The sequence below is a fragment of the Cryobacterium sp. MP_3.1 genome (assembly GCF_035984795.1).
GTDB classification, from domain to species: Bacteria; Actinomycetota; Actinomycetes; order Actinomycetales; family Microbacteriaceae; genus Cryobacterium; species Cryobacterium zongtaii.
In genome coordinates, this window is the sequence record NZ_JAXCHV010000004.1 from 114,756 (window position 1) to 140,512 (window position 25,757).

The following is a 25,757-nucleotide window of genomic DNA, read 5'->3' on the forward strand; positions in this document are numbered from 1 at the left end:
CACTGACGGGCTGCGCCACCACATCGGCGCAGACGGGGGAAGGGACTCCGCCGCCCGTGAATGATGTCACGCCGGAACCGGTGTCCACCTCCGAACCATCGCGCCTGGTCATCTCAAGCACCGACATGCAGATCGTCCTGGAGGATGGGACTGTCGCCGAGACAATTGCCTATTTCGACCCGATGGTTCCAGCGGTGGAGAAGATCACTGAACTTTTCGGGTCCCCGCCGAGGGTGGACGCGACGGATGGGCCCGACGCGACTGACTACGAGTGGCCGGGATTTCGATTGGACTCCGATGGCCCAGCGATTGAACCCCTGCGCCCAGAGATTTTCGTGACCGTATCCGTCGCCGAGATTAATGACATCCAGCTGGAAACAACCGACGAACACCAGGTCGGGGACGACTTACGGCCCCTTGCGGATGCTCACCCGGAAGACTCGAGCGTGTACCCGCTTGAAAGCGGTGAGGAGTTGTCCGTGAAGATCCTGTCTGTTCCCGTAGAGACGGGTGATGCCGACCGGGCTTTCCGCACCGGTCTCAGCGCGGACCCTGCAGATGGTGTGATCAGGCAGATTCATGCACCGGAAAAGAACTTCGAGTAAGCCGCCGTCCCTCAATTTTCATCGACAGGCGACTGGGCCGTGTGCCACTATGAGGTCAAAGGGGGGAAGTCCATGAAGGATTCTTATGACCTTGGATTGAAAAATCCGAGTCGAAGATCATTACTCGTTACTGCTCTTGCCGTTTCAGTCGGTGCCGGAATCAGCCTCATCGGTGGTGGGCCGGCCTTGGCCGATGAAATGGTTGCATTCGCGGACAGGCCGAAATGTATCGCATGACGGACGCCGGCGGTCCCCAGGCAGGTGAACGAGTCCAATGACCAGTATCTTGAACAACTTCGCATTCCCGGTGATCTCTGACGACAATCGAGACCCCTATGTGTCCTGGCAGCATCACCTGGATCGCGGTTCAGCCGGAGGCGTAGACCTGGCCTACCCGAGCGGCTCTGCTGTACGGGCCAATGCAAATGGGGTTGTGGCCAATGTCTCGTGGTTCGGAAGTGGCGGCCACACAGCTCGACTGCAGCTTGATGACGGCAGGTACATCGAGTACATGCATCTTGCCAGTTTTTCCGTATCGAACGGCCAATCGGTCTCATCCGGTACTCAGATCGGTGTGTCCGGAGCCTCCGGGCAGGGCGATTTGAATTACTACGCGCCGCACCTGCACGTGCATATGTACATCGGCAGCACACGAGTCAACATTTACGACCACTTCACCACGGCGCGACCACGAGAGGAAGATGCAAAAATGGCACAGTACTATCTCAGGAGTACTACCGGGCAGATCGGTCGCTTTGGAGGAGGCGTAACTGTCTTCGGTACCCTTGACGCCTACAACAAGCACCGTACGGTTGTTGGGCTCTGGAATGCGGCCAACCCCAACTTCAAGCAGGTCACGCCCCCACCAGCAACCGCTGGCAGCATCATCGGCCTTGACGACTACGGCTGGTCCGTTCAGGTCGCTGCCCACGGCGGCATCGTCGGCTGAGCACGCATCCGATTCACGGACGCCGTCGGCGCCGGGCACCCAGCCCGGCACCGGCGGCGTTTTTCGCCATCGGGGCGAGGCCACACGAACAAATACTGACCCGTCCGGCCCGGCCGAGGGCTAGCGTGGAGTCATGACTGCGATCACCGACGATCTCCCTGCCAGACTCCTGCACGAAGCCCACGAGGGATGGCGCGCCATCCTCGCCGGCAAGGGCGGTGACTACTACCAGCGCACCATGACCGGGGACGGTCTGCTGATTCTGCCGGGGAAGGTGCTCGGCCGCGACGACGTGCGCGCCGCGTTCAAGGCCGCCGCTCCGCTGGACCGGTACGAACTGCACGAGCCGGCCGTCATCCGGTTGGGCGAGCACGCGGGCGTGCTGGTCTACAGGTCCACGGCCTGGCGAGGCGACACCGCGACCGAGCTGCAGATGTCCACCACGTACCTCTTCGACGAGAACAACGGCGGTTGGGCGATCGCGGCGCACCAGGAGTCGCCGGTCTAGGCATCCCCTTCGCCGCACCCCGTATGGCCCATCGCGCCCCCTATAGCGGGCGCGATGGGCCATAACTGGTGCGGCGACGACCTCCGGCGTCGCCGAGAGGAGCGATCAATGGCCGGTCTCGGCGGCACGCTCGCCGGTGAGCGCCGAAACCGGAACCGGGCAGGCGTCGCCGCGCCACGCCTCGAGGCCCTCCTTCGCCGCGAAGCCGGCAATCACCAGCGCCGCGACCGAGTCCGCCCAGGCCCAGCCGAGCAGTGAGTTGAGCAGCAACCCGGCCAGCAGCGCGGCGGAGAGGTAGCTGCAGAGCAGGGTCTGCTTCGAGTCGGCGACGGCGGATGCCGAGCCGAGTTCCCGGCCGGTGCGACGCTCGAACCAGCTCAAGACCGGCATGATCGCCAGGCTCACCGCGGCCAAGGCGATCCCCACCTGGCTGTGCTCGGCCTCGCGCACCCCGAAGAGCGAGAGGCCGGCATCCACGCTCACGTAGGCCGCCAGCGCGAAGAAGGAGACGGCGATCACCCGAAGGGCCACCCGCTCGCGCTTCTCCGGGTCCGGTGCGGCGAACTGCCAGGCGATCGCCGCCGCCGAGAGCACCTCGACGATCGAGTCGAGGCCGAAGCCGACCAGTGCGGCGGAGGAGGCGACGGTGCCGGCGGCCAGGGCGATGCCCGCCTCGATCACGTTGTAGCTGATGGTGATCGCCACCACCAGTCGGATGCGGCGCTGCAGCACGCGGCGACGGATCGGGTCGAGTGACGATGCCGTGTTCGCGGCGGTCATGCGGGGGTATCGCAGCAGCCGGGAACGTCGCAGTCGGTTTCGGTGCAGGGCTCGCCGTCGTCGACGGCGAGCACCACCTCGACGAGGGCCGCGAGCGCGCGGGTCAGGTGCGGGTCGGCGATCTCGTACCGGGTTTGCCGGCCCTCTGGGACCGCGGCCACGATGCCGCAGCCGCGCAGGCAGCTCAGGTGGTTGGAGACGTTCGACCGGGTGAGGTTGAGCGACCGGGCGATCCGGGCAGGGTAGCCGGGCGCCTCGAGCAGGCTCAGCAGGATGCGGGACCGGGTGGGGTCGGCCATCGCACGACCCAGGCGATTCATGACGTCGAGGTGGCTCGCAATGGTCAGCATCGACTGACCATACGGCGCCGGGTGACCTATCGCCAAGCCCGACCCCGAACGTCGGGACTTAACTTGCACTGTGTGTCCGATGATGCAAAACTGCACTCTATGTTAGAAAGTGCAACCACTTCCCGTGTTGAGCGACGGATGCGTAAAACCGCCGCCAATCTCACGGCGGTGTCGCGTCGGCTCACGGCCGAGCGCGGCCTGGCCGGTTTCACGATCGAGGAGGTGTGCTCCGCCGTCGACGTGTCCCGGCGCACCTTCTTCAACTACTTCGCCAGCAAAGAAGACGCCGTCATCGGGGTCAATCCCGACGACGAGTACCGACTCTTCGCCGAAAAGTTCCTGGCCCGCGGAGCGGGCGAGTGGCCGCAGGTGCTCAACGACCTGATCGACCTGGCCATCCAGCACATTGAATCCGATGAGATGGACCCCCGGGAGCACAGCGACCTGATGGTGGCCCTGGAACGTGAGCCGCGCTTGCTGGCCCGTTTCATCGGCCTGTCCAGGGACCGCGACCGCCAGCTCCGCGGCCTCATCGTCGAGAGGCAAGGCGTCGACGGCGACGATCCGCGTGCTGCGGCGATCGTGAGCATCGTCGGCTCGCTCATGAAATCCACCGCCGACACCTTCGTCGATCCGGCGAATGACCAAGACTTCGCCGTCATCCTCTCTTCTTCGCTCGCCGCCATGCGCCTCGTCCTGGCCGTCCCCACCTCCTGAAAGGCAACATCTTCGTGACCACCACCTCCGAGGCGCCGCTCCTCCTCACCAAACGGCGAATCTGGATCATCTTCGGCGCCCTGATCGCCGGCATGCTCCTGTCCAGCCTCGACCAGACCATCGTCTCCACCGCGATGCCCACCATCGTCGGCCAGCTCGGCGGCGTGGAGCACCAGGTCTGGCTCACCACGGCCTACCTGCTCGCGACGACCATCGTGATGCCCGTCTACGGCAAGTTCGGTGACGTGCTCGGCCGTCGCAACCTGTTCCTGATCGCGATCGCGCTGTTCACCATCGCCTCGGTGGGCTGTGCCTTCGCCGGCGACTTCACCCAGCTGGTGGTCTGGCGTGCCGTGCAGGGCCTCGGTGGTGGCGGAATGATGATCCTCTCCCAGGCGATCATCGCCGACATCGTGCCCGCCTCCGAGCGCGGCAAGTACCTCGGCCCGCTCGGCGCCGTCTTCGGCCTCTCCGCCGTCGGCGGCCCGCTCCTGGGCGGTTTCTTCGTGGACCACCTCACCTGGCAGTGGGCGTTCTACATCAACATCCCCGTCGGCATCGCGGCATTCGCGATCGCCTGGTTCGCCCTGCGGCTGCCGAGCAAGAAGGCCACCCAGCCGATCGACATCCTCGGCGTCATCTTCCTGTCGGCCTTCACGACCTGCCTGATCTTCTTCACCGACTTCGGCGGCAACGCCGACCACGGTTGGGAAGCGATCGAGACCTGGCTCTTCGGCGCCGGCATGCTGCTCGCGGCCATCCTGTTCGTCCTCACTGAGGCGAAGGCGAAAGACCCGATCATCCCGCTGTCGCTGTTCAAGAACCCGACGTTTGTCAACGCGACCCTGATCGGCCTCACCCTGGGGCTCGGCATGTTCTCCGCGATCGGGTTCGTGCCCACCTTCCTGCAGATGTCGTCAGGCACGTCGGCGGCGGCATCCGGCCTGCTGATGCTGCCCATGATGGCCGGCCTGATCGGCACGTCGATCATCTCCGGTATCGCCATCACCAAGACCGGCCGGTACAAGATGTTCCCGATCATCGGCACGATCCTCACCGCGCTCGCGATGGTGCTGATGACCGGCCTCACCGCCGAGACGCCGATCTGGTTGATCTGCGTGTTCCTGTTCATTTTCGGAGCGGGCCTCGGCCTGATCATGCAGGTTGTCGTCCTGGTCGCCCAGAACTCGGTCAACCCGTCGATGGTCGGCACCGCAACCAGCACGAACAACTACTTCCGCGAGGTCGGTGCCGCGCTCGGCGTGGCCGTGTTCGGCACGATCTTCACCAACCGGCTCACCGAGAACCTCACCGGCGTGTTCACCAACGCCGGCGCGAACGCCACGGATGCCGCTGCGGCGACGTCCACGATCGACCCGCAGACCCTGAACGCCCTGCCCGACGTCGTGCGTGACGGGGTGGTGGCGGCCTATGCGGATGCGCTGGCGCCGGTGTTCTGGTACCTGCTGCCTTTCATCGGTCTGGCCTTCCTCCTCGCCCTGATGCTCAAGCAGATCACGCTCTCCGACGTGGCCGGAATGGTCGCCCGCGGTGAGGCCGTCGGCGGTGCGGAGGCCGAGGCCCTCGAAGCGGCCCAGCACGGCCACCCGACGCACCCGGACGCCGCAGACGCCGCGCCCGCCGCGCCGTCCGACGCCGGAGACCGCGCCGACGCCGAGCTGAAGGCGCCCGAACCGCGCTAGCAGCAGCATCGTCGAGTTGCTTCAGAATGCCCCTTCACCGCACCCGAAGGGGCATTTTGACGTGAGTCGCCGCCGGGCCCCTTGCGCGACTTCGGCCAAGGTGGCCCTTCGATCCCCGCCAGGGGGTCTTTTGCGGCAACTCGGCGACACGGTTTGCGACGGGTGACTGGGCCTATGGTCCCGTTCGTTTGAGCCGCGGTGGCCGTAGCCTGATCCCAGGCCGGTCTGGATCCTTCAGGAAGTGTGCGGCTTTTCTGTGTCTCGACCGCAAAGGCCCGCTCCATGTCACTCACCATCCCCGTCCAGCCCGCCCTGGTCACCACCGACGAGATCTTCGCTGCCCACGAGGGCGGCAAGCTGCGAATCGAACTCGCCCGGCCCATCGACACCCGGCGTGACCTGGCCGTCGTCTACACCCCTGGCGTGGCCGAGGTCAGCCGCGCGATCCACACGGATGCCGCTGTCGCCGCGACGCACACCTGGGCGAGCCGGCTGGTGGCCGTCGTCAGCGACGGCACCGCGGTGCTGGGGCTCGGCGACATCGGCCCGGCCGCCGCCCTGCCCGTGATGGAGGGCAAGTCGGCCCTCTTTCAGCGCTTCGCCGGGCTGAACTCCATCCCGCTGGTGCTCGACACCACCAACGTCGATGAGATCGTCGAGACCCTCGTGCGTCTGCAGCACAGCTTCGGGGCCGTGAACCTCGAGGATGTGTCGGCGCCGCGCTGTTTCGAGCTCGAGGCCAAGCTCATCGAGGCCCTCGACATGCCCGTCATGCACGACGACCAGCACGGCACCGCCGTCGTGGTGCTGGCCGCGATCACCAACGGTGCCAAGGTGCTCGGCCGGGATCGCGCGGGCCTCAAGGTCGTCGTGTCCGGCGCGGGCGCCGCGGGCATCGCGATCGCCGCGATTCTGCTGGAGGTCGGTATCCAGGACGTCGTGCTCCTGGACTCCCGGGGTATCCTCAGCGGCCACCGCATCGACCTGACCGGCGTCAAGGCCGAGTTCGCCGTGACGTCGAACCCCCGCCAGATCGACGGCGGCCCGGCGCAGGCCCTCGCCGGTGCCGACGTCTTCGTCGGCGTCTCCTCAAGCACCGTCGAGGAATCCCTGCTCGCCACGATGTCGGCTGACGCCATGATCTTCGCGCTCTCCAACCCCGACCCCGAGGTGGCCCCGGACGTGGCCGGCCGTTACGCCAGGATCGTGGCCACCGGACGCAGCGACTACCCCAACCAGATCAACAACGTGCTCGCCTTCCCCGGTATCTTCCGTGGGGCCCTGGATGCCGGCGCCCGCCGCATCACCACCGCCATGAAGATCGCCGCCGCGATGGCCATCGCCGACCTGGTCGGCGACGACCTCGCCGCCGATTTCATCGTGCCCAGCCCGTTCGACGAGCGCGTGGCCGACGCCGTGGCCGCCGCGGTGATGGCGGCCGTCTAGCGGTCCCACCCGTCTCGTCGGTCGGGCTTGTCGAGACCCGGTGACCCGGCCTGCGGTCGCGCGAACGGGTCAGAACAGGGTGTGCTGCACCCGGTCGAGCGGGAGCAGTCCCGTCAGGGTGACCCGCAACCCGGCCAGCCGGGGCACCGACTCGCCGGCCAACAGGTCCTCGGCCACGGCGAGCCAGTCCGCCCGCCCGGTCGTCGCCGCCACGAGCGTGCGCTTCCGCACGACCGCCTTTCCGCCGGCCTCCGGTCGCAGGGTGAGAGTCATCCCCGTGCCCGCGAGTCCCGCCCGCTCGGCGCGTTTGCAGAGTCGCTCGACACACGCCTCGGCCAACTCGCCCGGCGTCTTGTCCGGTCGCGCGAAACCGGCGGTGGATCCCTCGGCCGTGAGGGACGAGCGCTGTTCGACCGGGCGCACCACGGCGTCGTCGGTGCCGTCCCGAATGCGCCACAGTCGCCGCGCCATCGCGGTGCCGCAGACGTGCTGCAATTCATTCGGCGGGATGCCGTCCACGTCGCCGAGCCTCAGCACTCCGATGCGATGGAGCCGCTGCAGTGTGGTGGCGCCGATTCCCCAGACGTCGGTGATCGGCAGGGTCGTGCGCAGACCCGCTTCCTCGCCTGCGTCAATCACCGAGAGCCCGTCGGGCTTCGCCCGGCGCGAGGCGAGCTTCGCCATCAGCTTGGTGCTGCCCACCCCGACACTGATGGGGATGCCGAGTTCGCGGGCCACCCGCCGGCGCAACGCGTGGCCGGCGTCGATGGCGCCCGCCCAGTCTGTCGCGCCGACGTCGAGGAAGGCCTCCTCGATCGAGCCGGGTTCCACCGCCGTGGCGCTGTTGTGGAAGATGTCGAAGAGGGCGTCGCCCACCTCCTCGACCTCCGCGCGTGGCACGTCGATCAGGATCAGCTCAGGACACTGTCTCAGCGCGTCCTGCGCGAGCGTTCCGGAGCGCACACCGCGCGCACGAGCCGGGTAGTTCGCGCTGGCTATGTAGACATGGGCGACCACGGCAACCGGCACGGCGGCGAGCTCTGGTCTCGAACGCATTGCGACCGAGGCGAAAAAGGCGTCGGCGTCAGCGTGCAGAACCGGACGTGACGTCATGCGCGCCCACCCCGATCAGCACCGTCTGCATCGTACATGTGTTCGATTGTAGCCGATCTGGCCGCCGCGGTCAGGCGTGCCGAGTGGCCCGCACGATGGCGTCGTGCATCGCGAGGGGGCGACCCTCCGGCCCGGTGACCGTGCGGGCGCGCTCCTCGGCGCTCTCGATGCGCCAGATTGCGGGGTCGAGACGACCGGTGATGTCCGCCAGGGTGACCGTCGCCTCGACGGGTGGCTGCTGGCCCGCGCCCGCGCCCGCGGCGTGACCGTGACCATGCGCGTGACCGTGCTCCTGACCGTGCTCCTGACCGACGGCGGGGCCCGCCGAGGTCGGCTCGTGCAGATGCCCGACGATCAACAGGGTGCCGCCGGGAGCGACCCAGTCCGCAATGCGCTCATAGAAGGCCAGCTGCGGCATCGCCGGGTGCGCATAGCTGGTGGCCACCAGGTCGAACCGGCTTGTCGGCAGCCACGTGGTGAGGTCGGCCTCGAGCCAGGTCACCCTCGCCGCGACCGACGCTTCGGCAGCCCGTTCCGCCGCCGCCTCGAGGGCGGTGCCGGAGATGTCGGCGGCGGTCACCCGCCAGCCGCGGTCGGCCAGCCAGATGGCGTCGGCACCGGTGCCGCAGCCCGCATCCAGGGCGGTCCCGGGCCTGAGCCCGATAATCTCCCGTTCGAGATGCGGGTTCGGGTCGCTCACGTTCGACACCTCGGCTTCCGGATGGTGCGCCTGTTCCCAGTGCCGTTCCCAGTAGTCCTTCTCAAAGCTGTGTGTCATCGGGTCGGCCCTTCGGTGTGGTCGTCAACTGTCCCGATGATGCCGAATCAGGCAGCACCTGCGCAACCTGTCTTGCCGGAATGGCAAGTAGTCCGCTCAGCCGATCAGGCTGGGCTTGAGGTCGCGCAGGGTGCGGAAGTGCGTCATCCGCACCACACCGATCGCGGCGATCACGAGCGCCCCGGTGAGCCAGAGCAGCAGCACCCCGGCGTCGTTCAGGGCGGTTGCCGGGTTGCCGCCGTACATCAGCTGGCGGATGCCGTCGACGGCGTAGCTCATCGGCACCACATGGTGCAGGAACGCCAGCGGTGCCGGCAGGGTCTGCCAGGGGAAGGTGCCGCCGGCAGTGACCAGCTGCAGCACCATGAGCACCAGGCCCACGAACTGGCCCACGCTGCCCAGCCAGACGTTGAGCGCCAGGATGATCGCGGCGAAGGTGAGTGCGGCCAGGCCCATCATGCCGTAGGTGCCCACCGGGTTGTGCACCTCGAAGTGCAGCACGCCGGTGAGGATGCCGAAGAGGGCGGCCATCTGCAGCAGGCCCAGGACGCCGGGGGTGAGCCAGCCGGCGAGGGTGATCTTCACCGGGGAGTGCAGGGCCGTGATGGCGCGGCGGGAGACCGGCTTCACGATCAGGAACAGGGCGTAGATGCCGATCCAGCCGGCGAGGCTGGCGAAGAACGGGGCCAGGCCGGCGCCGTAGGTGCCGGCGGAGGTCACCGCCGCCTTCTGCAGGTTCACCGGGTCGGCGATGGTCGAGCCCTGCAGGTCGCGGGTCTGGGCGTCGGTGTCCGGGATGCTTCCGACACCGTCGGTGAGCCCGTCGCGCAGTTCGCCCGCGCCGTCCTCGAGGCCGACGAGCCCGTCGCTGAGGGACGAGGCGCCGGTGGCGAGGGTCTCAGCGCCGGACCTGGCGGAGGCCGCGCCGGTGCTCAGGCTCGCCGCACCGTCGGCGGCGGAGGCCGCGCCGGTGCTCAGGGTGGTGGCGCCGTCGGCGGTCTGGCCGGCGCCGGTGGCCAGACTGCTGGCTCCGGCCGCGGTCTGCCCGGCGCCGGTGGCGAGAGCGTTGGCGCCGTCCGCGCTCTGGTGCGCGCCGGTGGCGAGGGCGGCCGCGCCGTCGGCGGATGTGCGCGCCCCGGCCGCGGCGGTGGCGGCACCGGTGGCCAGGCTGGTCGCGCCGTCGGCGCTCTGCTTGGCGCCGTCGGCGGTCTGGGCGGCCCCGGTCGCCAGCTGGCTGGTGCCGGCGCTGAGGGTCGTGATGGCGGTGCCGGCCGCGGTCAGGGCGGCGCCGCTGTCGGTGATGCTGCGGCCGACCGGGTCGAGGGTGGCCAGTGCGGCGTCCACCTGGGTCTGGCTGAGTCCGGCGGCGGTGAGCTGATCGGCCAGGGCGGTGCGTGCAGCGGTGTAGGTCGCGCCCGCGCCGGCGAATTGGGTGCCGGCCGCACCGGCGGCGGTGTTCAGCGCCGCCGTGCCGTCGGCCACCTGTTGGGCCGCGGCGGCGACCTGGGCGGCACCGGTGGCGACCTTGCCGGTGCCGGTGGCGACCTTGCCGGTGCCGGCGGCAAGGGTGGTGGCACCCTGCGACAGCGCGGCGGTGCCGTCGGCGACCTGCCCGGTTCCGGTGGCCAGGGCATCGGCTCCGGTCGCGACCTGGCCCGCGCCGGCGGCGAGGCTGCCCGCTCCCGTGCTGAGCTGCGCGGCGCCGGCGGCCAGGCTGTCGGACCCGGTGGCGACCTTGCCCGTGCCGTCGGCGACCTGGGCGGCACCGTCGGCGAGCTGCCCGGTGCCGTCGGCGAGGGTGCCGGCTCCCGTGGCCAGCTGGCCGGTGCCGTCTGCGAGCCGGCCCGCCCCGTCGGCGAGGCTGCTGCCGCCGTCGACGGCGGTCGAGGCGCCATCCGTCAGCCGGGTGGCGCCGTCGGCGGCGTCGACCAGGCTCGAGCGGATGTCGGACAGGCCGATGAGCAGGGTGTCGGCGGCCTGCTCGTTGACCCGTTCGACGATGGCATCCCGAATGGTCTGGGCGGCCTGGCTGCCGATCGTGGAGGCGAGATAGCTGTTGGTGTCGTTGGTGGTGAGGGGTATCGGATGAGGACGAGGCGATCGAGCTGGAGAAGTCGGCGGGAATCGTGACGCTGAAGTCGTAGGTGGCGTCGGCCACACCGGCCTTCGCGGTCGCCGCGGTCACGGTGTGCCAGTCGAAGGTGCCGTCCTCGATGAGCTGCTCGGCGACGTCGGTGCCGTAATTGGTGGCGGCGCCGTCCAGCTCCGAGCCGGTGTCGGACACGACCAGGGCCACGGGCACCCGGTCCAGGCCCGCGTACGGGTCCTGGTTGGCCCAGAGGTAGAGGCCGCCGTAGAGCACGGGCACCAGCATCAGCGCGACGAGTGCCACGCGGGACATGGTCGTGGCGGTCAGGCGCGCCAGTTCGGCACGGATCATGGCGAAGATCTTCACAGTTCGTCGGCTCCAGCGGTGGTGAGGGATGAGCGTACGAGTCCGGCGGGCAGTTCCCCGGCCGGCTCGAGGTTGGTCAGTTCCAGGTCTGCGATCGCGTGCGCGGAGGCGTCACCGGCGATCACGAGGACCGCATACCCCCGCGCGGCCAGGCCGCCCGCGACGTCCCACCAGCCCAACGGGTCGCCGCCGTGGCGGTCGGGCGAGGTGAGAACGAGGCCCAGAACGCCGTCGCGAAGCACAGCCAGCTCGGTGAGCAGGCGGATGCGGTGGTCGGGCGCGAGGTCGCCCATGTCGGAGCGTGCCTGGTCGGCGAGGCCGAGCTCGGTGAGCACCCGCGTGACCGTGCGGCGGCGGCCGAGGCGGCCGGCGAACATGAGCTCTTCGGCCACCACCTCGTCAACCTTGAGGTCCGCGGCCGGCTCCGAGACCCCGAGGGCGTCGACGAGGGCGATCTGGCGGCGCAGTCCCGCATAGTCGGTGTGGCCGTCCAGGGTGACCGTTCCGGCATCCGGCCGCATCCGCCCCGAGGCGATCAGGCCCAGAACAGTGGGGCGGCGTTCGGTCTCGGCGCGAGCGAACGTGACAGCGCCGCTGGCGAATTCCAGGGTCGTTTCCGGCAGGGCCGAGTTCTTCGGTCCTTTGGTGACAGCAGTGAGGTTAACGCGCATGCGAGCGCCTCCAGGGGGGAGAGGGGCCCGACCAGCGCCGGACCGAATTCTGGGGGAAAAGGGCATCGCGGCGCTGGGACAGGGTCACACTCTAATTCACCCACCCTGACTTGGGCTGACTAGTCAGTGTGAGTTCGAAAGCTCTCAGAGAACACCCAAGCCAGGGGTGCGCTTGCATCCGCTGAAAGAGCGGATCTATACTGACTAGTCGGTACAAAGATGCCGACGAGAGAGGAACGACGTGCAGGCGACACTGATAGCGGATGAACTGAGCGTGAGTCACAAGCGGGGCGTGGTCTTCGGGCCGCTGAGCTTCAGCGCCGACGACGGCCTCACCGTGATCTGCGGTCCGGCCGGCAGCGGCCGCACGAGCCTGCTCCTCACCCTGGCCGGGCGGATGAAGCCCAGCTCCGGCAGCCTGTTCGTGCTCGGGGAGGACCTGCCCCGTCACGCCAGGCGAATCCAGCGCCGCACGGGCGTGTCAGGGTTCCACGGCATCGACACCCTCGAGGAGTCGGTCAGCGTGGCCGCGGCCATCCGCGAACGCCACGCCTGGCTCGCCCCGTGGTGGTCCTTCATCCGCGCGGTCGACGATGCCGAGGTCGCCCGTGTCTGCGGACCCGTCTTCGGTGACATCCCCGTGCCCGCCGCCAGCACCATGATCTGGGACCTCGACGAGGTGGAGATGGTGCTGCTGCGCGCGTCGCTGGCCATGATGAGCCGGCCCGACGTGCTGTTCTTCGACCAGGTCGAGCAGGTGCACTCCGCCGAGGCCCGCCGCCAGCTCTGGTACCGGCTCGGCGCGATCGTGCAGGCCGGCACCCCCGTGATCGCCTCGGCGATCGCACCGGACTTTGAAATGTGGGCGGAATTGGGCATCGACCCGACCGTCCTGTACATGAACCAGGAGATTCGCTAGATGTTCGCCTTCCTCTCTACGGGAACGGAGCTGCGCCGCTTCGGCAAGGGCACTCTGCCCAAGATCGCACTCGTCGTGCTGATGTTCATCCCCCTGATTTACGGCGCCCTGTACCTGTGGGCCTTCTGGGCGCCCGACAAGGAGCTCAGCCACCTGCCGGTCGCCCTGGTCAACACCGACACCGGCGCCACCCGCGACGGTGAGGAGTTCAGTGCCGGCGACGACCTCGTCGACAAGCTCATCGACGGCAACGACCTGGGCTGGGTCGAAACGAGTGCCGCGGATGCCGCCACCGGCGTCATCGACGGCGACTACTACTTCTCCGTCACCATCCCCGCCGACTTCTCCACCGACGCGATCTCCGCCGGCACCGACACCCCCACCGCGGCCGAGGTGCAGGTCGACTACAACGACAGCAACAGCTTCCTCGCCTCCACCCTGGGCAAGCAGGCCATGGTGCAGCTGCGCGACGCCGTGTCGGTGAACATCGGCGACCAAACCGTCAGCGCGATGCTCGTGGCCGTGAACGAGGCCGGCGACGGCATCCGCAGCGCGGCAGACGGCGCCGGCACCCTCGCCGACGGCCTCACGACGGCCGAAACCGGCACCGGCACCCTCGTCGACGGGTTGGGCGACCTCTCCGCCGGCGCCGTGGAGCTCGACGACGGCGCCGCGCAGGTGGCCGACGGCTCCTCCACGTTGGCCACCGGGCTCGGCACGCTGTCCACCGGAGCGGCGACCCTGTCCGACTCCTCGGTGAAACTCGCCGATGGTGCCACCGCGGTCGCCGACGGATCCCAGAAGGTGTCCGACGGCTTCGCCAAGGCCGCCACCGGGGCAGCCACCCTCTCCGACTCCTCCGACCAGCTCGCCGCCGGGGCCACCTCCATCGCCACCGGTGCCGGGCAGCTCGCCACCGGGACGACCACTCTCTCCGATGGTCTGAAGAATCTCGAGGCGGCCATCGCTGCGGCCCCGGCCGGAACACCGGCCTCCGCCTTCCTGCCCTCGGTGACCAAGCTCGCCGGCGGCGCCGACACCCTCAACACCCAGACGCAGGGTGCCGCGACCCAGATCTCGGCCTACGCGACCTCCAGCGGGCAGTTCGCCGCCGGTCTGGGCCAGCTCTCCGACGCCCTCACCGGTGGTGCCCCCGGCGCCGCCCAGGTCGCATCCGGAGCCTCGGACGTCGCCGCCGGCGCCGGCGCCCTTTCTGCCGGGGCCGGCAAGCTCGCCACCGGCGCGGCGACCGCGGCCACCGGATCGGCGACCCTCGCCGACGGCGCTGACAGCCTGGCCGCCGGAACCGGCACCCTCGTCGACGGCAGCACCAAGCTGGTCGACGGCGGGACCGAATTGCAGTCCGGCACCGTGCAACTCGCCGATGGCGGCCACACCCTCGCCGATGCCCTCGCGACCGGCGCGGCAGCCGCCCCGGACGACAGTGACGCGCAGATCGCCACGAAGGCCTCGGTGATCGCGAACCCGGTCGACCTCAAGCAGACCTGGGAGAACGCCTCCGACAGCTTCGGAGAGGGGTTCGCGCCCTTCTTCCTCGCCCTGGCCACCTTCGTCGGTGCGCTGATCACCTGGCTGATCCTGCGGGCGCTGCCCACCCGGGCGCTGGCCAGCGCCGCCTCGGGGCTCCGCGCCACGATGACCGGGTTCCTGCCGGCCATGGCGATCGGCCTGAGCCAGGTCGTGATCATGGTCCTGGTACTGGTCTACGGCATCGGGCTCACCCCGGCGCACTGGCTGGGCATGTCGGTCTTCATCTACCTCACCACGCTGGCGTTCCTGGCGCTGCAACAGATGTTCATCATCCTGTTGGGCACCGCAGCCGGCCGCGTGGTCAGCCTGGTGCTGCTCATGCTGCAACTGAGCTCGTCGGGCGGAACCTACCCGGTGGAGACCACGCCGGAGTTCTTCCAGATCCTGCACCCGTGGATGCCCGCCTCGTACGTGGTCACCGGGCTCCGGCAGCTCATCACCGGAGGAGTCGACTCTAGACTGTGGCTCTCCGTGCTTGTGCTCGTGGGCATCCTGGTCGGCTCGATCGCCGTCAGCGCCTGGAGCGCGTCCCGGCAGCGGATGTGGACGATCACCCGGCTGCACCCCGAGATGACCATCTAGCCCTGAGCCCGCACCGAGTGCACTGAGAGGACCGGCCCATGCCCCGCGCGATCGGAACCAAACGAGCGATCCTGGATGCCGCCCTGGAGCTGGCCGCCACCCGCGGGATCACCGGCACCACGATGGATGACGTCGCGGAGCGCGCCGGGGTGGCCAAGGGCAGCCTGTATTACAACTTCAGCTCGAAGGACAACCTCTTCGAGGCGCTGTTGCAGGAGGGGGTCGGCGCGCTCGCCGATTCCCTCCGCGAGGCGCGCACCGGCCTGCACGGCCGGGCCGCGCTGGAGGCGTTGATCACGGTGCTGCTCGACCGGATCGAGGCCAACGCGGGCCTGGCCAAGCTGATGGCGGCCGAGATCTTCCGCACCGACCGGGCCTGGCAGAAGACCCTGTTCGCCCTGCGGCACGACGCCCTCGCGGTCTTCGCCGAGGCGATCGCCGAGACCAAGCCGGCCACCGCGGCGGCCGGCACCAGTGGGCTGATGGCGTCCAGCGTGTTCGGTGCCGTGCTCATGGCCGGCCTGGAATGGCTGGTCTTCGAGCCCGACCGGCACCGCGACGAGGTCTCCGCGGCCATCCTCGAGTCCCTCTCCGGCGGCCTGCTCGCCTGAGCCCCCGTCGCGAACCGTGACCCAAGCCCCAGAATCGGGCGAATTGTGGTGCTTAAGTCACAGCTCGCGGGGCTGAATCGCGGGTCGCGGTAGTATCGAGTGTGACCGGCGCAAATCTGATCGACCAGCCCGAGACCCTCCTACCCGCGGAACCGGAGGTGACCGAAGCGCTCAGCCGAACCGCAACGCAGGAAATTGCGACCGTGGTGGCGGCGCATCCGAAGTCATCGCTGGCCTGGTCGGCGCTTGCCGACTACACGCACAGCCAGGGTCGCCTGCTCGAGGCCTACGCCTATGCCCGGGTGGGCTACCACCGGGGCCTCGACGCCCTCCGCAAGGCCGGCTGGCGTGGCCAGGGCCCGATCCCGTGGGCGCACGAACCCAACCGGGGCGTGCTCCGCGCGCTGTTCGCCCTCCGCCGTGCCGCGGCCGAGATCGGTGAGACCGACGAGTTCGAGCGTCTCACCGCGTTCCTTACGGGTGCGGACCCCACCGTCATCACCCGGTTGCGCTCGCAGCACACCGAGACCCAGATGTTCCCGGCGATTCAGCCCGCCGTTTCGCCCGGCGACGACCCGGCCCCGCCGACCGCCGCCTTTGTTATTCGAGGAGACAACTAACCCATGCCAGCAATTGTTCTGATCGGCGCCCAGTGGGGCGACGAAGGTAAGGGTAAGGCCACCGACCTCCTCGGCAGCCGGGTCGACTACGTCGTCAAGTTCAACGGCGGCAACAACGCCGGCCACACCGTGGTCGTGGGCAACGAGAAGTATGCGCTGCACCTGCTGCCCTCGGGCATCCTCACCCCCGGCGTGACCCCGGTGATCGCCAATGGCGTCGTCGTCGACATCGAGGTTCTCTTCGAGGAACTCGACGCGCTCAGCTCCCGCGGCGTGGACGTGTCGAAGCTGCGCGTGAGCGCCAACGCGCACGTCATCACGCAGTACCACCGCACCATGGACAAGGTCACCGAGCGGTTCCTGGGCAAGCGCCAGATCGGCACCACCGGCCGCGGCATCGGCCCGACCTACGCCGACAAGATCAACCGGGTCGGCATCCGCATCCAGGACCTGTTCGACGAGAACATCCTGCGCCAAAAGGTCGAGGGCGCCCTCGGCCAGAAGAACCACATGCTGGTCAAGGTCTACAACCGCCGCGCCATCACGGTCGACGAGATCGTCGACGACCTGCTCAGCTACGCCGAACGCCTGCGCCCCATGGTCGCCGACACCGCGCTGCTGCTGCACCAGGCGCTCACCGAGGGCAAGACCGTTCTGTTCGAGGGCGGTCAGGCCACGATGCTGGATGTCGACCACGGCACCTACCCGTTCGTCACCTCGTCGAACGCCACGTCCGGCGGCGCGGTGACCGGTTCCGGCATCGGCCCGAACCGCATCGACCGCATCATCGCGGTCGTCAAGGCGTACACGACCCGGGTCGGCGCCGGCCCGTTCCCCACCGAGCTGTTCGACGAGTCCGGCGAGTTCCTGCGCGCCAAGGGCTTCGAGTTCGGCACCACCACCGGCCGCCCGCGCCGGTGCGGCTGGTACGACGCCCCGATCGCCCGCTACACGGCCCGCATCAACGGTGTCACCGACTTCGTTCTCACCAAGCTCGACGTGCTCACCGGCCTTGCGACCATCCCGGTCTGCGTCGCCTACGAGGTCGACGGGGTGCGCTTCGACGAGGTGCCCGTGTCGCAGTCCGACTTCCACCACGCGAAGCCGGTCTACGAGGAGTACCCCGGTTGGACCGAGGACATCACCATGGTGCGTCACTTCGAGGACCTGCCCAAGAACGCCCAGGACTACGTGCTCGCCCTCGAAGCAATGAGCGGCGCCCGCATCTCCGCGATCGGTGTGGGCCCCGACCGCGAGGCCATCCTCACCCGTCACGACCTCATCGACTAACCCGCACCGCACGCGAACCGTGAGCACGGCCCCGAAAACCCCGAGTTTTTGGGGCTCGGCTCACGGTTCGGCGAAGGGAGAACCCACGTGACCGCGTTTCCACCCCAGGCGAGGCTGCTGACGGGGCGCTTCGTGTGCCTGGAACCCCTCAGCCGGGCACACCTGCCCGAGCTGCATCGCGCCATCGCGCATCCGGCCGTCTTCGCCGGTGGGTACGGCGGCGGTCCGCACGGCCTACCCGCCGACCTCGATGATTTCGTGGCCTTCGCCCTCAATTACTACCAGTGGGATGCCCACCCCTACGCCGTTCGCGTCGTCTCCGGCCCACACGCCGGCAACCTGGTGGGCACCTCGACGCTGGGCGACATCGACCTGCCCAACGAGGCACTGCACCTGGGCTGGACCGCATACGCCCCGCAGGTCTGGGGCACCGCGGTGAACCCGGAGACCAAGCTGCTGATGCTCGGTGCCGCCTTCGACAGCGGCTTCGGCCGGGTCAAGATCCAGGCCGACGTGCTCAACTCGCGCTCCCGGGCCGCGATCCTGGGCATCGGCGCCCAGTTCGAGGGCATCAACCGGCGGGTGCAGCGCCGGGCCGACGGGTCCTGGCGGGATACCGCCGTGTACTCGGTCCTCGCCGACGAGTGGCCTGTCGTGCAGGCCGGGCTGCACAAACGACTCGACGTTTTCGGCGGCAAAGCCGTGGAGTACCGTGACCCGCGGGCACCCCGCCGTCGGGTCACACCCAGCTGATTTACGGTCATCCGCCCGCGATTTTCGGACATCACCGTCGGCGCAGGCCACGGCGCCCGCGGGGCACCGCGCCCGTGGGCTAGGGTCAGCGGGTGACTGATATTTCCAGCCCCAACAACCCCAGGGTGGCCCTGCAATTCCTCGGGATGGGGGTGGTCTGGGGCGCCAGCTTCCTGTTCATGAAGGTGGCCCTCGACGGCGTGAGCTTCGGCCAGGTGGCCTGGTCACGCCTGGTCTTCGGTGGACTCACGCTGGGTCTCATCGTGCTGGCCACCCGGCCGCGTCTGAACAACGGTCCGGTGCTGCCCCGGGAGGGCGTCGTCTGGCTGCATTTCCTGGTGATCGCGCTCACCGGATGCGTCGTGCCGCACCTGCTGTTCGCCTGGGCCGAGCAGTACGTGTCGTCGAGCCTGGCCAGCATCTACAACGCCGTCACGCCCATCATGACCGCGGTGATGGTCACGGCCGTGTTCAGAGTGGAGAAACTCGCCCGCGACCAGGTGATCGGCGTGCTGATCGGCATCATGGGTGTGGTCGTGATCATCGCGCCCTGGCAGTATTCGGAGCTGACCGGTGACCTGTGGGGCCAACTCGCCTGCCTGGGCGCGGCGCTCTGCTACGGCTTCACCTTCGGGTACACCCGCAAGCACCTCAGCGGCCGGCCCATCGCGGGCACCACCTTCGCCTTCCTCAACATCGGCCTGGCCGGCGTCGTGATGCTCGTGCTCACGCCCGTGCTCGCCTGGCAGCCGGTGACCCTGACCATGCCGATCGTGCTCAGCCTGCTCACCCTCGGGGTGCTCGGCACCGGATTCGCCTACATCTGGCACATCAACGTGCTGCGGGCCTGGGGGCCGACGACCACCTCCACGGTGACCTACGTGACCCCGGTGGTCGGTGTGCTGCTCGGGGTGCTGGTGTTGGCCGAAACGTTCTCCTGGCACGAACCGGCCGGGGCCGTTCTTGTGCTGCTCGGCATCCTGCTGACCCAGAAACGGCTGCGGCTGCCGGTCGGGCTGCCGCGCACCGCCTGACCCGCGAGTTGCCCACCTGCGGACGAGGTGCCCCGCTGCACCGGGGCAGTTCGTCCGGAACGGGGCAACTCGGCGCGGGCATCCGGGCCGGTGCAATATCGTAAGGGCATGGCTGTAAACGAGGAATTGCCCGCTGACGCGGGGCAGGACGCGATCAACGAGTTGCAGGGCATCCGCCAGAGCATCGACAACATCGACGCCGCGCTCATTCACCTGCTCGCCGAGCGGTTCAAGTTCACCCAGAGCGTGGGAAGGCTGAAGGCCGAACACGGCCTGCCGCCGGCCGACCCGGCCCGGGAGTTCCTGCAGATCCAGCGCCTGCGCGGCTTGGCCGAGGACGCCAGACTCGACCCGGCGTTCGCCGAGAAGTTCCTCAACTTCATCATCGCCGAGGTCATCCACCACCACGAGAAGATCGCCGGCGACTCGTCCGGCGGCGCCAGGGCCGCGGGCGCCGCCGCGTCGCGTCCCGCCGCAGCATCCACTCCCGGCGCGTCCGACGCTTCGGTCGGTTCTGCCGACCCGGCCCACCCCGCCACCTCAGCGTGAGCTGGAACCCGCGGGCGCTGCCCGACCAGTCCGGGCGCACCTTCGTGGTGACGGGCGCGAACGCGGGCCTGGGCTACTTCACGAGCGAGCAGCTGGCCGGTGCCGGCGCCCACGTGGTGCTCGCCTGCCGCAACCCGGCCAAGGCCACCGCAGCCATCGCCGCGATCCGCGGACGGGTGCCGGGAGCCTCCGTCTCCGCTCTCGCCCTCGACGTGGCCGACCTCGGCTCGGTGCGCGGCGCCGCCGACCGGATGCTCGAAATCCCGCGGCTGGACGGCCTCATCCTCAACGCCGGCATCGTGCACCCCCCGCAGGATCGTTCCGTGAGCCTGGACGGTGCCGAGCTAGTGCTCGCCACGAATTACACCGGGCATTTCCTGCTCACCAGCCTCGTGCTGCCTGCCCTGCAGCGCACCCCCGGCAGCCGGGTGGTGTCGCTCGGCTCGATGATCTCCAGGCTGATGGACTCGTCGCTGGACGATCTGCAGCTGGAGGTCACCTACAACAACTGGAAGGCCTACGCGCAGTCCAAGATCGCCATGCAGGTGTTCGGCTTCGAGCTCGACCGGCGGCTGCGCGCCGCGGGCCGGGGCGGCCCCGACGGTGTGCAGAGCCTGGTGTCGCACCCCGGCTACTCGATCTCGGGACTCACCCCGGGCATCCGCGGGGTCAACGAGGTCAGCCGGGCCAAGCGCTTTGCCGACACCCTGCAGGGCTTCATCGGCGCCCAGGGCAAGGATGCCGGAGCCTGGCCCACGGTGCGCGCGGCGATCGACCCCTCCGCACGCGGCGGCCAGTACTACGGCCCGCGGTTCCTCACCCGGGGTGCGCCGGCCCTGCAGCACCCCACCCGCACCTCACTCGACCGTGGCATCGCGGAGCGCCTGTTCACCCGCACCGAGGCCCTCGTCGACGAGCCGTTCGTCCTCCCCGCCTAGGGCCCCCCGCCCGCAGCCGCTCGGCCTTCGGCCCCGGCATTGCCCACCCGGCATTCCGGGGGCAGGATGCCACCGTGCGGGGGTTCGTCGAACCGATGGTCCGCCACGGGCGGTGCAACGGGACGGACGGGCATGGGCGAGCGGATTGCGATCATCGGCGGCGGGATCGTGGGGGTGGCCGTTGCGCGCGCTCTGGCGCTACGCAACCTCGGCGAGGTCACCGTGTTCGAGAAGGAAGACCGGCTTGCCGCCCATCAGACCGGGCGCAACTCCGGGGTCGTGCACGCCGGTCTCTACTATCAGCCGGGAACGCTCAAGGCGCGGTTGTGCGCCGCTGGCCGCCTCAGCATCCGCGACTACTGTGCCGAGAAGAACCTGCCCTACCGGGAAGTGGGCAAGCTCGTCGTCGCGGTCGACGAGTCCGAGCTGGCCGCCCTGGCCGACATCGAACGGCGCTCGCTCGCAAACGGGGTGCCCGACCTGGCCCGCCTCGACGGTCTGGACCGCCTCCGTGAGATCGAACCATCCGTCGCCGGCATCGCGGCGGTGCACTCGCCGCACACCGCGGCGGTGGACTACGGCGCGATCACCGAGGCGATGGCGCAGGATGTCCGCGACAACGGCGGCACCATCCTGACGGGCCACGAGGTGGTGGCGATGCACATCGAAGGTCACACTGTGCGGGTGCGCACGCGGGACTCCGAGCATCTCGTGGACCGTGTCATCGCCTGCGCAGGGTTGCAGTCCGACGTGGTGGCGCGCCGGGTCGGCGCGGACCCGTCGCCGAAGATCCTGCCGTTCCGCGGTGAGTACTGGGCGCTGGATACCGCCCGCACCGATCTGGTGCGCGGCATGATCTACCCGGTCCCCGACCCGCGGTTCCCGTTCCTCGGCGTGCACTTCACCCGCGGCGTCTACGACGACGTGCACGTGGGGCCCAACGCGGTGCCGGCGCTCGCCCGCGAGGGCTACAGCTGGCTCGCCGTCTCCCCGAAAGACACCTGGGACTCGCTGCGCTGGCCGGGCGCGGCCACGCTCGCGCAGCAGCACTGGCGGATGGGCATCGACGAGATCAGCGGCTCACTGGTGAAACCCCTGTACTTCCGCAAGGCCCGACGGTTCATCCCCGAACTGCGGATGAGCGACCTCACCCACAAGACCGCCGCCGGTGTGCGCGCCCAGGCGTGGGGCCGCGACGGAACGTTGCTCGACGACTTCGTGGTCGACCAGGTGGGCCCGGTCACGCTTGTGCGCAACGCCCCGTCCCCGGCCGCGACCTCCTCGATGGCCATCGCCGAGCACGTGATCGAGCACTACATCCTCGCCCGCACCCCCGAATAAGGCAGCGGATGGGCACCGTGCCGGCTCGCCGCACCTCTGGTGGTCCACCGCGCCCGCTATAGCCTGCGCGTCGAGCGGTACGAGGTGCGGTGAAGCGGCGCGCGAACCGCGCAACTCAGCTCGAAGCGGCAGCGGCAGCGGCTACGGCTACGCGAACGCGTTCGGCAGCGTGCTGCGGTGGCGCGACTGCAGTTCGGTCAGCGGCACCGTGAAGTAGTCCTGGATCTCCAGGACCGGAGCGGTCGCATCCGTCACACCGATGCGCAGCACCGGGTAGTCGCGGCCCTCGCAGAGACCGAGGAACTTCACGTCGTCCTCACGCGGCACCGAGACCAGCACGCGGCCGGTCGACTCCGAGAACAGGGCCACGGATGCGTCGATCCCGTCGCGCTCGAGGATGTCGCCGAGCCAGACCCGCGCGCCGACACCGAACCGGAGCACGGCCTCGGCGAGGGCCTGCGCGAGGCCACCCGTGGAGAGGTCATGGGCGCTATCCACCAAAGCCTCGATCGACGCGGCGTGCAGCAGGCCGGCGAGGTCGGCTTCACGGCCGAGGTCCACCACCGGCGGCATGCCACCGAGGTGGTCGTGCACCACAGCGCTCCACGCGGAGCCGTCGAGCTCCTCGCGGGTGATGCCGAGCAGGTAGATGTTGTGTCCGTCGTCCTGCCAGCCGCTGGGCACCCGGCGGGCCACGTCGTCGATCACGCCGAGCACGGCCACGACCGGGGTCGGGTGGATCGGCTGGTCGCCGGTCTGGTTGTAGAACGAGACGTTGCCGCCGGTGACCGGGATCTCCAGCTCGAGGCAGCCATCCGCGAGGCCCTCAACGGCCTGGGAGAACTGCCACATGACCTCGGGGTTCTCCGGCGAGCCGAAGTTGAGGCAGTCGCTGATGCCCACCGGCACTGCGCCGGTGACGGCCACGTTGCGGTACGCCTCGGCCAGGGCCAGCTGCGCGCCGCGGTACGGGTCGAGCTGGCAGTAGCGGCCGTTCGCGTCGGTGGAGATGACGAAGCCGAGGCCGGACTCCTCGTCGATGCGGATCATGCCGGCGTCGTCGGGGAAGGACAGGGCGGTGTTGCCCATCACGTAGCGGTCGTACTGGTCGGTGATCCAGCTCGGGTCGGCCAGGTTGGGCGAGCCGAGCAGCGCGAGGAACTGCTCCTGCAGCGTGGCAGCATCCGTCGCCCGGGGCAGGGCGGAGGCGGTGTCGGCCTGCAGCGCGTCGATCCAGGTGGGGTAGGCCACCGGGCGGTCGTAGACCGGGCCGTCGACGGCGACGGTGCGCGGGTCGACGTTGACGATCTCTTCACCGTGGAAGTCGATGATCAGGCGGCCGGAATCGGTGACCTCGCCGAGCACGCTGGTCTCGACGTCCCACTTCTGAACCACGGCGAGGAAGCCGGCGAGCTTCTCCGGCGTGACGACGGCCATCATGCGTTCCTGGCTCTCGCTCATCAGGATCTCTTCGGCGGTGAGCGAAGGGTCGCGCAGCAGCACCTTCTCCAGCTGGATGTACATGCCGCCGTCACCGTTGGAGGCGAGCTCGCTGGTGGCGCAGGAGATACCCGCGGCGCCCAGGTCCTGGATGCCCTCGACGAGCTTCTCGCGGTACAGCTCGAGGCAGCACTCGATGAGCACCTTCTCGGCGAACGGGTCGCCCACCTGCACGGCGGGCCGCTTGGTCGGGCCGCCCTCGCTGAAGGTGTCCGAGGCCAGAATGGATGCGCCGCCGATGCCGTCGCCGCCGGTGCGAGCTCCGAAGAGCACCACCTTGTTGCCGGCGCCGGAGGCATTGGCCAGGTGCAGGTCCTCGTGGCGCAGCACGCCCACGGACAACGCGTTGACCAGCGGGTTGCCCTGGTAGACCTTGTCGAACCAGGTCTCGCCGCCGATGTTGGGCAGGCCCAGGCAGTTGCCGTAGAACGAGATGCCCGAGACCACGCCGTGCACGACGCGCGCGGTGTCGGGGTCGTTGATGTCGCCGAAGCGGAGCGCATCCATCACGGCGACCGGGCGGGCGCCCATCGAGATGATGTCGCGCACGATGCCGCCCACGCCGGTTGCGGCGCCCTGGAACGGCTCGATGTAGGACGGGTGGTTGTGTGACTCGATCTTGAAGGTGACGGCCCAGCCCTCGCCCACGTCGAGCACGCCGGCGTTCTCGCCCATGCCCACCATCAGGTTCTTCTTCATGGCGGGGGAGACCTTGTCGCCGAACTGGCGCAGGTACTTCTTCGAGCTCTTGTACGAGCAGTGCTCGCTCCACATCACCGAGTACATGGCGAGCTCACCGCTCGTGGGGCGCCGGCCCAGGATGGTGCGGATCTCGGCGTATTCGCCGGGCGTCAACCCGAGGGCAGCGTATGGCTGCTCCTTCTCGGGAGTGGCGATCGCATTGGTCACGGTGTCAGCGACGCCGCGGGAGGATGTGTTGGAAACAGCGGTCACGAGTGGCGTTCTCCCAGAGATAGCGGATGCTTGACCTGCTTAGTCTACCGGGCGGGGTGTGCTTCGATCCGGCTCCGAGCCCGCTCGAGCCTGGCTGCCGGCCCCGCTTGAGCCGGGCCCGGCAGCCCGCGCCCGCGGCTGCGGACAACGCGCGCTACCCTCGAGCCATGACATTCGCGAATGTGGGCACGCTTGAGACAGTTCCCGGCAAGCGCGACGAGCTCGTCGCGCATCTCGTGCGCCGAAACGACAGCCTGGCTGTGGCCGGGTGCCTCTCCTACGAGGTCGGCGTAAACGACGACGAACCGAACACAGTGTTCGTCGTGGAGCTCTGGGAGAACGCGGCAGCGCACCGGGCGTCACTGGCTCTGCCCGAGGTGCAAGCCTCGATCGGCGCGGCCCGCCCGCTGCTCACAGGCACGTTCGGCGGTTTCCGCTTCGACGTCGTCGGGTCGCCGCTGCGCGACTGACGTCGGCGCCGGCCGGCGCGGGGAGCGCGGTTAGGCGCCGCCGCCGGGCGGGCCCATCACGAGCAGGGTCGTGAACACGGCGACCAGGCCCACCACGAGCACGGATGCGAGCAGCACCGGTCGCGCCAGCCCGACGCGGAGCAGCCGGCTCACCAGGGTGTGGTCGCGGGGGTCGTCCGTGGCCTCCCGGCGCCAGGTGCCGTCGAGCAGGTCGCGGCGCTCGAGCCAGCGGTCGAACGGGATCGTCGCATACGGCACCACGGCGGTGGCCACGGCGAGCAACATCAGCCGGGGCCGCCAGCGCTGGTTCACGCCCACGAGCACGGCGGTGATCCCGTAGGCCAGGAAAATCAGCCCGTGCACAAACCCGCCCACCCGCACGGCGCCGTCACCGAAGTCGCCGGGGGTGAACACGTACTTGAGCAGCATCGCGGTGATCAGGATGGTCCAGGTGATCGCCTCGGCGATGGACAGGATGCGGTAGAGCAGGCGGGGTGACACGGGGAGTACTCCGTAAGACAGAGGTGGACGGGTAGGGTCCCAGCCTGTCATCTTCGTCTGAGCGGAGCA

General features: G+C 69.1%; 26 protein-coding genes and 1 pseudogene. 18 read left to right on the forward strand and 9 right to left on the reverse strand.

Annotation, left to right across the window (positions count from 1 at the left end; translation table 11 throughout):
- The first annotated feature begins 56 nt into the window (after positions 1-56).
- The 4 genes from RCH12_RS04490 (at position 57) to RCH12_RS04505 (ending at position 2,062) form a co-directional block, all read left to right on the forward strand.
- Positions 57-605 carry a hypothetical protein gene (locus tag RCH12_RS04490; RefSeq protein ID WP_133163764.1) on the forward strand — a complete coding sequence of 183 codons (549 nt, stop codon included), beginning with the start codon at positions 57-59 and terminating at the stop codon, positions 603-605.
- Between the two features lie 72 nt (positions 606-677).
- Positions 678-842 (forward strand): hypothetical protein, encoded by a 165-nt coding sequence (locus RCH12_RS04495; RefSeq protein ID WP_165789023.1) that lies wholly within the window; start codon positions 678-680, stop codon positions 840-842.
- Positions 843-879: 37 nt separating this feature from the next.
- Positions 880-1,554: a M23 family metallopeptidase gene (locus RCH12_RS04500; RefSeq protein WP_327016162.1), complete on the forward strand. Its 675-nt coding sequence runs from the start codon at positions 880-882 to the stop codon at positions 1,552-1,554.
- Between the two features lie 133 nt (positions 1,555-1,687).
- Positions 1,688-2,062 carry a DUF4440 domain-containing protein gene (locus tag RCH12_RS04505; RefSeq protein WP_103430667.1) on the forward strand — a complete coding sequence of 125 codons (375 nt, stop codon included), beginning with the start codon at positions 1,688-1,690 and terminating at the stop codon, positions 2,060-2,062.
- A 105-nt stretch (positions 2,063-2,167) separates the two neighbouring features.
- Here RCH12_RS04505 and RCH12_RS04510 read toward each other — a convergent pair whose 3' ends face one another.
- The gene (locus tag RCH12_RS04510; protein WP_327016163.1) at positions 2,168-2,842 is read right to left on the reverse strand and encodes a cation transporter; all 675 of its coding nucleotides are present in this window, start codon (positions 2,840-2,842) and stop codon (positions 2,168-2,170) included.
- Complete coding sequence (cmtR, locus tag RCH12_RS04515; RefSeq protein WP_088457414.1) at positions 2,839-3,192, reverse strand: Cd(II)/Pb(II)-sensing metalloregulatory transcriptional regulator CmtR; 354 nt, start codon at positions 3,190-3,192, stop codon at positions 2,839-2,841. The genes RCH12_RS04510 and cmtR overlap by 4 nt, the downstream gene beginning before the upstream one ends.
- 138 nt (positions 3,193-3,330) lie before the next feature.
- On the opposite strand from cmtR, the gene RCH12_RS04520 reads away from it, so the two are divergent.
- The 3 genes from RCH12_RS04520 (at position 3,331) to RCH12_RS04530 (ending at position 7,058) form a co-directional block, all read left to right on the forward strand.
- Positions 3,331-3,909, forward strand: a complete 579-nt coding sequence (locus RCH12_RS04520) for a TetR/AcrR family transcriptional regulator (RefSeq protein ID WP_165789024.1) — start codon at positions 3,331-3,333, stop codon at positions 3,907-3,909.
- Between the two features lie 14 nt (positions 3,910-3,923).
- On the forward strand, positions 3,924-5,612 hold the full coding sequence (locus RCH12_RS04525) for an MDR family MFS transporter (RefSeq protein ID WP_327016164.1): 1,689 nt from the start codon (positions 3,924-3,926) through the stop codon (positions 5,610-5,612).
- Between the two features lie 282 nt (positions 5,613-5,894).
- The gene (locus tag RCH12_RS04530) at positions 5,895-7,058 is read left to right on the forward strand and encodes an NAD(P)-dependent malic enzyme (protein WP_103430671.1); all 1,164 of its coding nucleotides are present in this window, start codon (positions 5,895-5,897) and stop codon (positions 7,056-7,058) included.
- Positions 7,059-7,127: 69 nt separating this feature from the next.
- On the opposite strand, the gene RCH12_RS04535 is transcribed toward RCH12_RS04530, so the two are convergent.
- From RCH12_RS04535 to RCH12_RS04555, 5 genes and pseudogenes are all read right to left on the reverse strand, one after another.
- On the reverse strand, positions 7,128-8,171 hold the full coding sequence (locus RCH12_RS04535) for a Y-family DNA polymerase (protein ID WP_327016165.1): 1,044 nt from the start codon (positions 8,169-8,171) through the stop codon (positions 7,128-7,130).
- Between the two features lie 70 nt (positions 8,172-8,241).
- Positions 8,242-8,949, reverse strand: coding sequence for a class I SAM-dependent methyltransferase (locus tag RCH12_RS04540; protein WP_327016166.1), 708 nt, complete (start codon positions 8,947-8,949; stop codon positions 8,242-8,244).
- 96 nt (positions 8,950-9,045) lie between these two features.
- Complete coding sequence (locus tag RCH12_RS04545) at positions 9,046-11,109, reverse strand: YhgE/Pip domain-containing protein (protein WP_327016167.1); 2,064 nt, start codon at positions 11,107-11,109, stop codon at positions 9,046-9,048.
- A pseudogene (locus RCH12_RS04550) lies at positions 11,078-11,389 on the reverse strand (YhgE/Pip family protein); the annotation flags it as partial. The pseudogene RCH12_RS04550 and the gene RCH12_RS04545, both read right to left, overlap by 32 nt.
- Positions 11,390-11,400: 11 nt before the next feature.
- Entirely contained in the window at positions 11,401-12,075 is a 675-nt protein-coding gene (locus RCH12_RS04555) for a hypothetical protein (RefSeq protein ID WP_327016168.1), read from the reverse strand.
- Between the two features lie 241 nt (positions 12,076-12,316).
- Between RCH12_RS04555 and RCH12_RS04560 the strand changes: the two genes are divergently transcribed.
- The 10 genes from RCH12_RS04560 to lhgO all read left to right on the forward strand — a co-directional run bounded on the left by RCH12_RS04560 (position 12,317) and on the right by lhgO (position 22,263).
- Positions 12,317-12,994 carry an ATP-binding cassette domain-containing protein gene (locus tag RCH12_RS04560; protein ID WP_103430657.1) on the forward strand — a complete coding sequence of 226 codons (678 nt, stop codon included), beginning with the start codon at positions 12,317-12,319 and terminating at the stop codon, positions 12,992-12,994.
- Positions 12,995-15,127, forward strand: a complete 2,133-nt coding sequence (locus tag RCH12_RS04565; RefSeq protein ID WP_327016169.1) for a YhgE/Pip domain-containing protein — start codon at positions 12,995-12,997, stop codon at positions 15,125-15,127. It begins immediately after the preceding gene.
- Between the two features lie 38 nt (positions 15,128-15,165).
- On the forward strand, positions 15,166-15,738 hold the full coding sequence (locus RCH12_RS04570) for a TetR/AcrR family transcriptional regulator (protein ID WP_088457405.1): 573 nt from the start codon (positions 15,166-15,168) through the stop codon (positions 15,736-15,738).
- Between the two features lie 101 nt (positions 15,739-15,839).
- Positions 15,840-16,358, forward strand: coding sequence for a DUF3151 domain-containing protein (locus tag RCH12_RS04575; RefSeq protein WP_327016170.1), 519 nt, complete (start codon positions 15,840-15,842; stop codon positions 16,356-16,358).
- A gap of 3 nt (positions 16,359-16,361) precedes the next feature.
- Positions 16,362-17,648, forward strand: a complete 1,287-nt coding sequence (locus RCH12_RS04580) for an adenylosuccinate synthase (RefSeq protein ID WP_103430654.1) — start codon at positions 16,362-16,364, stop codon at positions 17,646-17,648.
- An 87-nt stretch (positions 17,649-17,735) separates the two neighbouring features.
- Positions 17,736-18,401: a GNAT family N-acetyltransferase gene (locus tag RCH12_RS04585; protein WP_103430653.1), complete on the forward strand. Its 666-nt coding sequence runs from the start codon at positions 17,736-17,738 to the stop codon at positions 18,399-18,401.
- A gap of 92 nt (positions 18,402-18,493) precedes the next feature.
- The gene (locus tag RCH12_RS04590; RefSeq protein ID WP_327016171.1) at positions 18,494-19,435 is read left to right on the forward strand and encodes a DMT family transporter; all 942 of its coding nucleotides are present in this window, start codon (positions 18,494-18,496) and stop codon (positions 19,433-19,435) included.
- Between the two features lie 108 nt (positions 19,436-19,543).
- Positions 19,544-19,984 (forward strand): chorismate mutase, encoded by a 441-nt coding sequence (locus RCH12_RS04595; RefSeq protein WP_103430652.1) that lies wholly within the window; start codon positions 19,544-19,546, stop codon positions 19,982-19,984.
- Entirely contained in the window at positions 19,981-20,922 is a 942-nt protein-coding gene (locus RCH12_RS04600) for an SDR family NAD(P)-dependent oxidoreductase (protein WP_103430651.1), read from the forward strand. The genes RCH12_RS04595 and RCH12_RS04600 overlap by 4 nt, the downstream gene beginning before the upstream one ends.
- A 132-nt stretch (positions 20,923-21,054) precedes the next feature.
- On the forward strand, positions 21,055-22,263 hold the full coding sequence (gene lhgO / locus RCH12_RS04605; protein WP_327016172.1) for an L-2-hydroxyglutarate oxidase: 1,209 nt from the start codon (positions 21,055-21,057) through the stop codon (positions 22,261-22,263).
- 147 nt (positions 22,264-22,410) lie between these two features.
- On the opposite strand, the gene purL is transcribed toward lhgO, so the two are convergent.
- On the reverse strand, positions 22,411-24,717 hold the full coding sequence (purL, locus tag RCH12_RS04610) for a phosphoribosylformylglycinamidine synthase subunit PurL (RefSeq protein WP_327016173.1): 2,307 nt from the start codon (positions 24,715-24,717) through the stop codon (positions 22,411-22,413).
- Between the two features lie 167 nt (positions 24,718-24,884).
- Here purL and RCH12_RS04615 point away from each other — a divergent pair, with 167 nt between their 5' ends.
- Positions 24,885-25,187, forward strand: a complete 303-nt coding sequence (locus tag RCH12_RS04615; RefSeq protein WP_327016174.1) for a putative quinol monooxygenase — start codon at positions 24,885-24,887, stop codon at positions 25,185-25,187.
- A gap of 30 nt (positions 25,188-25,217) precedes the next feature.
- Here the strand turns inward: RCH12_RS04615 and RCH12_RS04620 are convergent, their stop codons facing one another.
- Positions 25,218-25,688 (reverse strand): DUF3817 domain-containing protein, encoded by a 471-nt coding sequence (locus tag RCH12_RS04620; RefSeq protein WP_327016175.1) that lies wholly within the window; start codon positions 25,686-25,688, stop codon positions 25,218-25,220.
- Positions 25,689-25,757 lie beyond the last annotated feature (69 nt).

Coding starts and splice junctions, on each gene's coding strand:
- RCH12_RS04540 (WP_327016166.1), bottom strand. CDS start 8,949: ATGACACACAGCTTTGAGAAGGACTACTGGGAACGGCACTGGGAACAG.
- RCH12_RS04500 (WP_327016162.1), top strand. CDS start 880: ATGACCAGTATCTTGAACAACTTCGCATTCCCGGTGATCTCTGACGAC.
- RCH12_RS04535 (WP_327016165.1), bottom strand. CDS start 8,171: ATGACGTCACGTCCGGTTCTGCACGCTGACGCCGACGCCTTTTTCGCC.
- RCH12_RS04510 (WP_327016163.1), bottom strand. CDS start 2,842: ATGACCGCCGCGAACACGGCATCGTCACTCGACCCGATCCGTCGCCGC.
- RCH12_RS04555 (WP_327016168.1), bottom strand. CDS start 12,075: ATGCGCGTTAACCTCACTGCTGTCACCAAAGGACCGAAGAACTCGGCC.
- lhgO (WP_327016172.1), top strand. CDS start 21,055: ATGGGCGAGCGGATTGCGATCATCGGCGGCGGGATCGTGGGGGTGGCC.
- RCH12_RS04565 (WP_327016169.1), top strand. CDS start 12,995: ATGTTCGCCTTCCTCTCTACGGGAACGGAGCTGCGCCGCTTCGGCAAG.
- RCH12_RS04505 (WP_103430667.1), top strand. CDS start 1,688: ATGACTGCGATCACCGACGATCTCCCTGCCAGACTCCTGCACGAAGCC.
- RCH12_RS04530 (WP_103430671.1), top strand. CDS start 5,895: ATGTCACTCACCATCCCCGTCCAGCCCGCCCTGGTCACCACCGACGAG.
- cmtR (WP_088457414.1), bottom strand. CDS start 3,192: ATGCTGACCATTGCGAGCCACCTCGACGTCATGAATCGCCTGGGTCGT.
- RCH12_RS04495 (WP_165789023.1), top strand. CDS start 678: ATGAAGGATTCTTATGACCTTGGATTGAAAAATCCGAGTCGAAGATCA.
- RCH12_RS04595 (WP_103430652.1), top strand. CDS start 19,544: ATGGCTGTAAACGAGGAATTGCCCGCTGACGCGGGGCAGGACGCGATC.
- RCH12_RS04615 (WP_327016174.1), top strand. CDS start 24,885: ATGACATTCGCGAATGTGGGCACGCTTGAGACAGTTCCCGGCAAGCGC.
- RCH12_RS04570 (WP_088457405.1), top strand. CDS start 15,166: ATGCCCCGCGCGATCGGAACCAAACGAGCGATCCTGGATGCCGCCCTG.
- RCH12_RS04520 (WP_165789024.1), top strand. CDS start 3,331: ATGCGTAAAACCGCCGCCAATCTCACGGCGGTGTCGCGTCGGCTCACG.
- RCH12_RS04580 (WP_103430654.1), top strand. CDS start 16,362: ATGCCAGCAATTGTTCTGATCGGCGCCCAGTGGGGCGACGAAGGTAAG.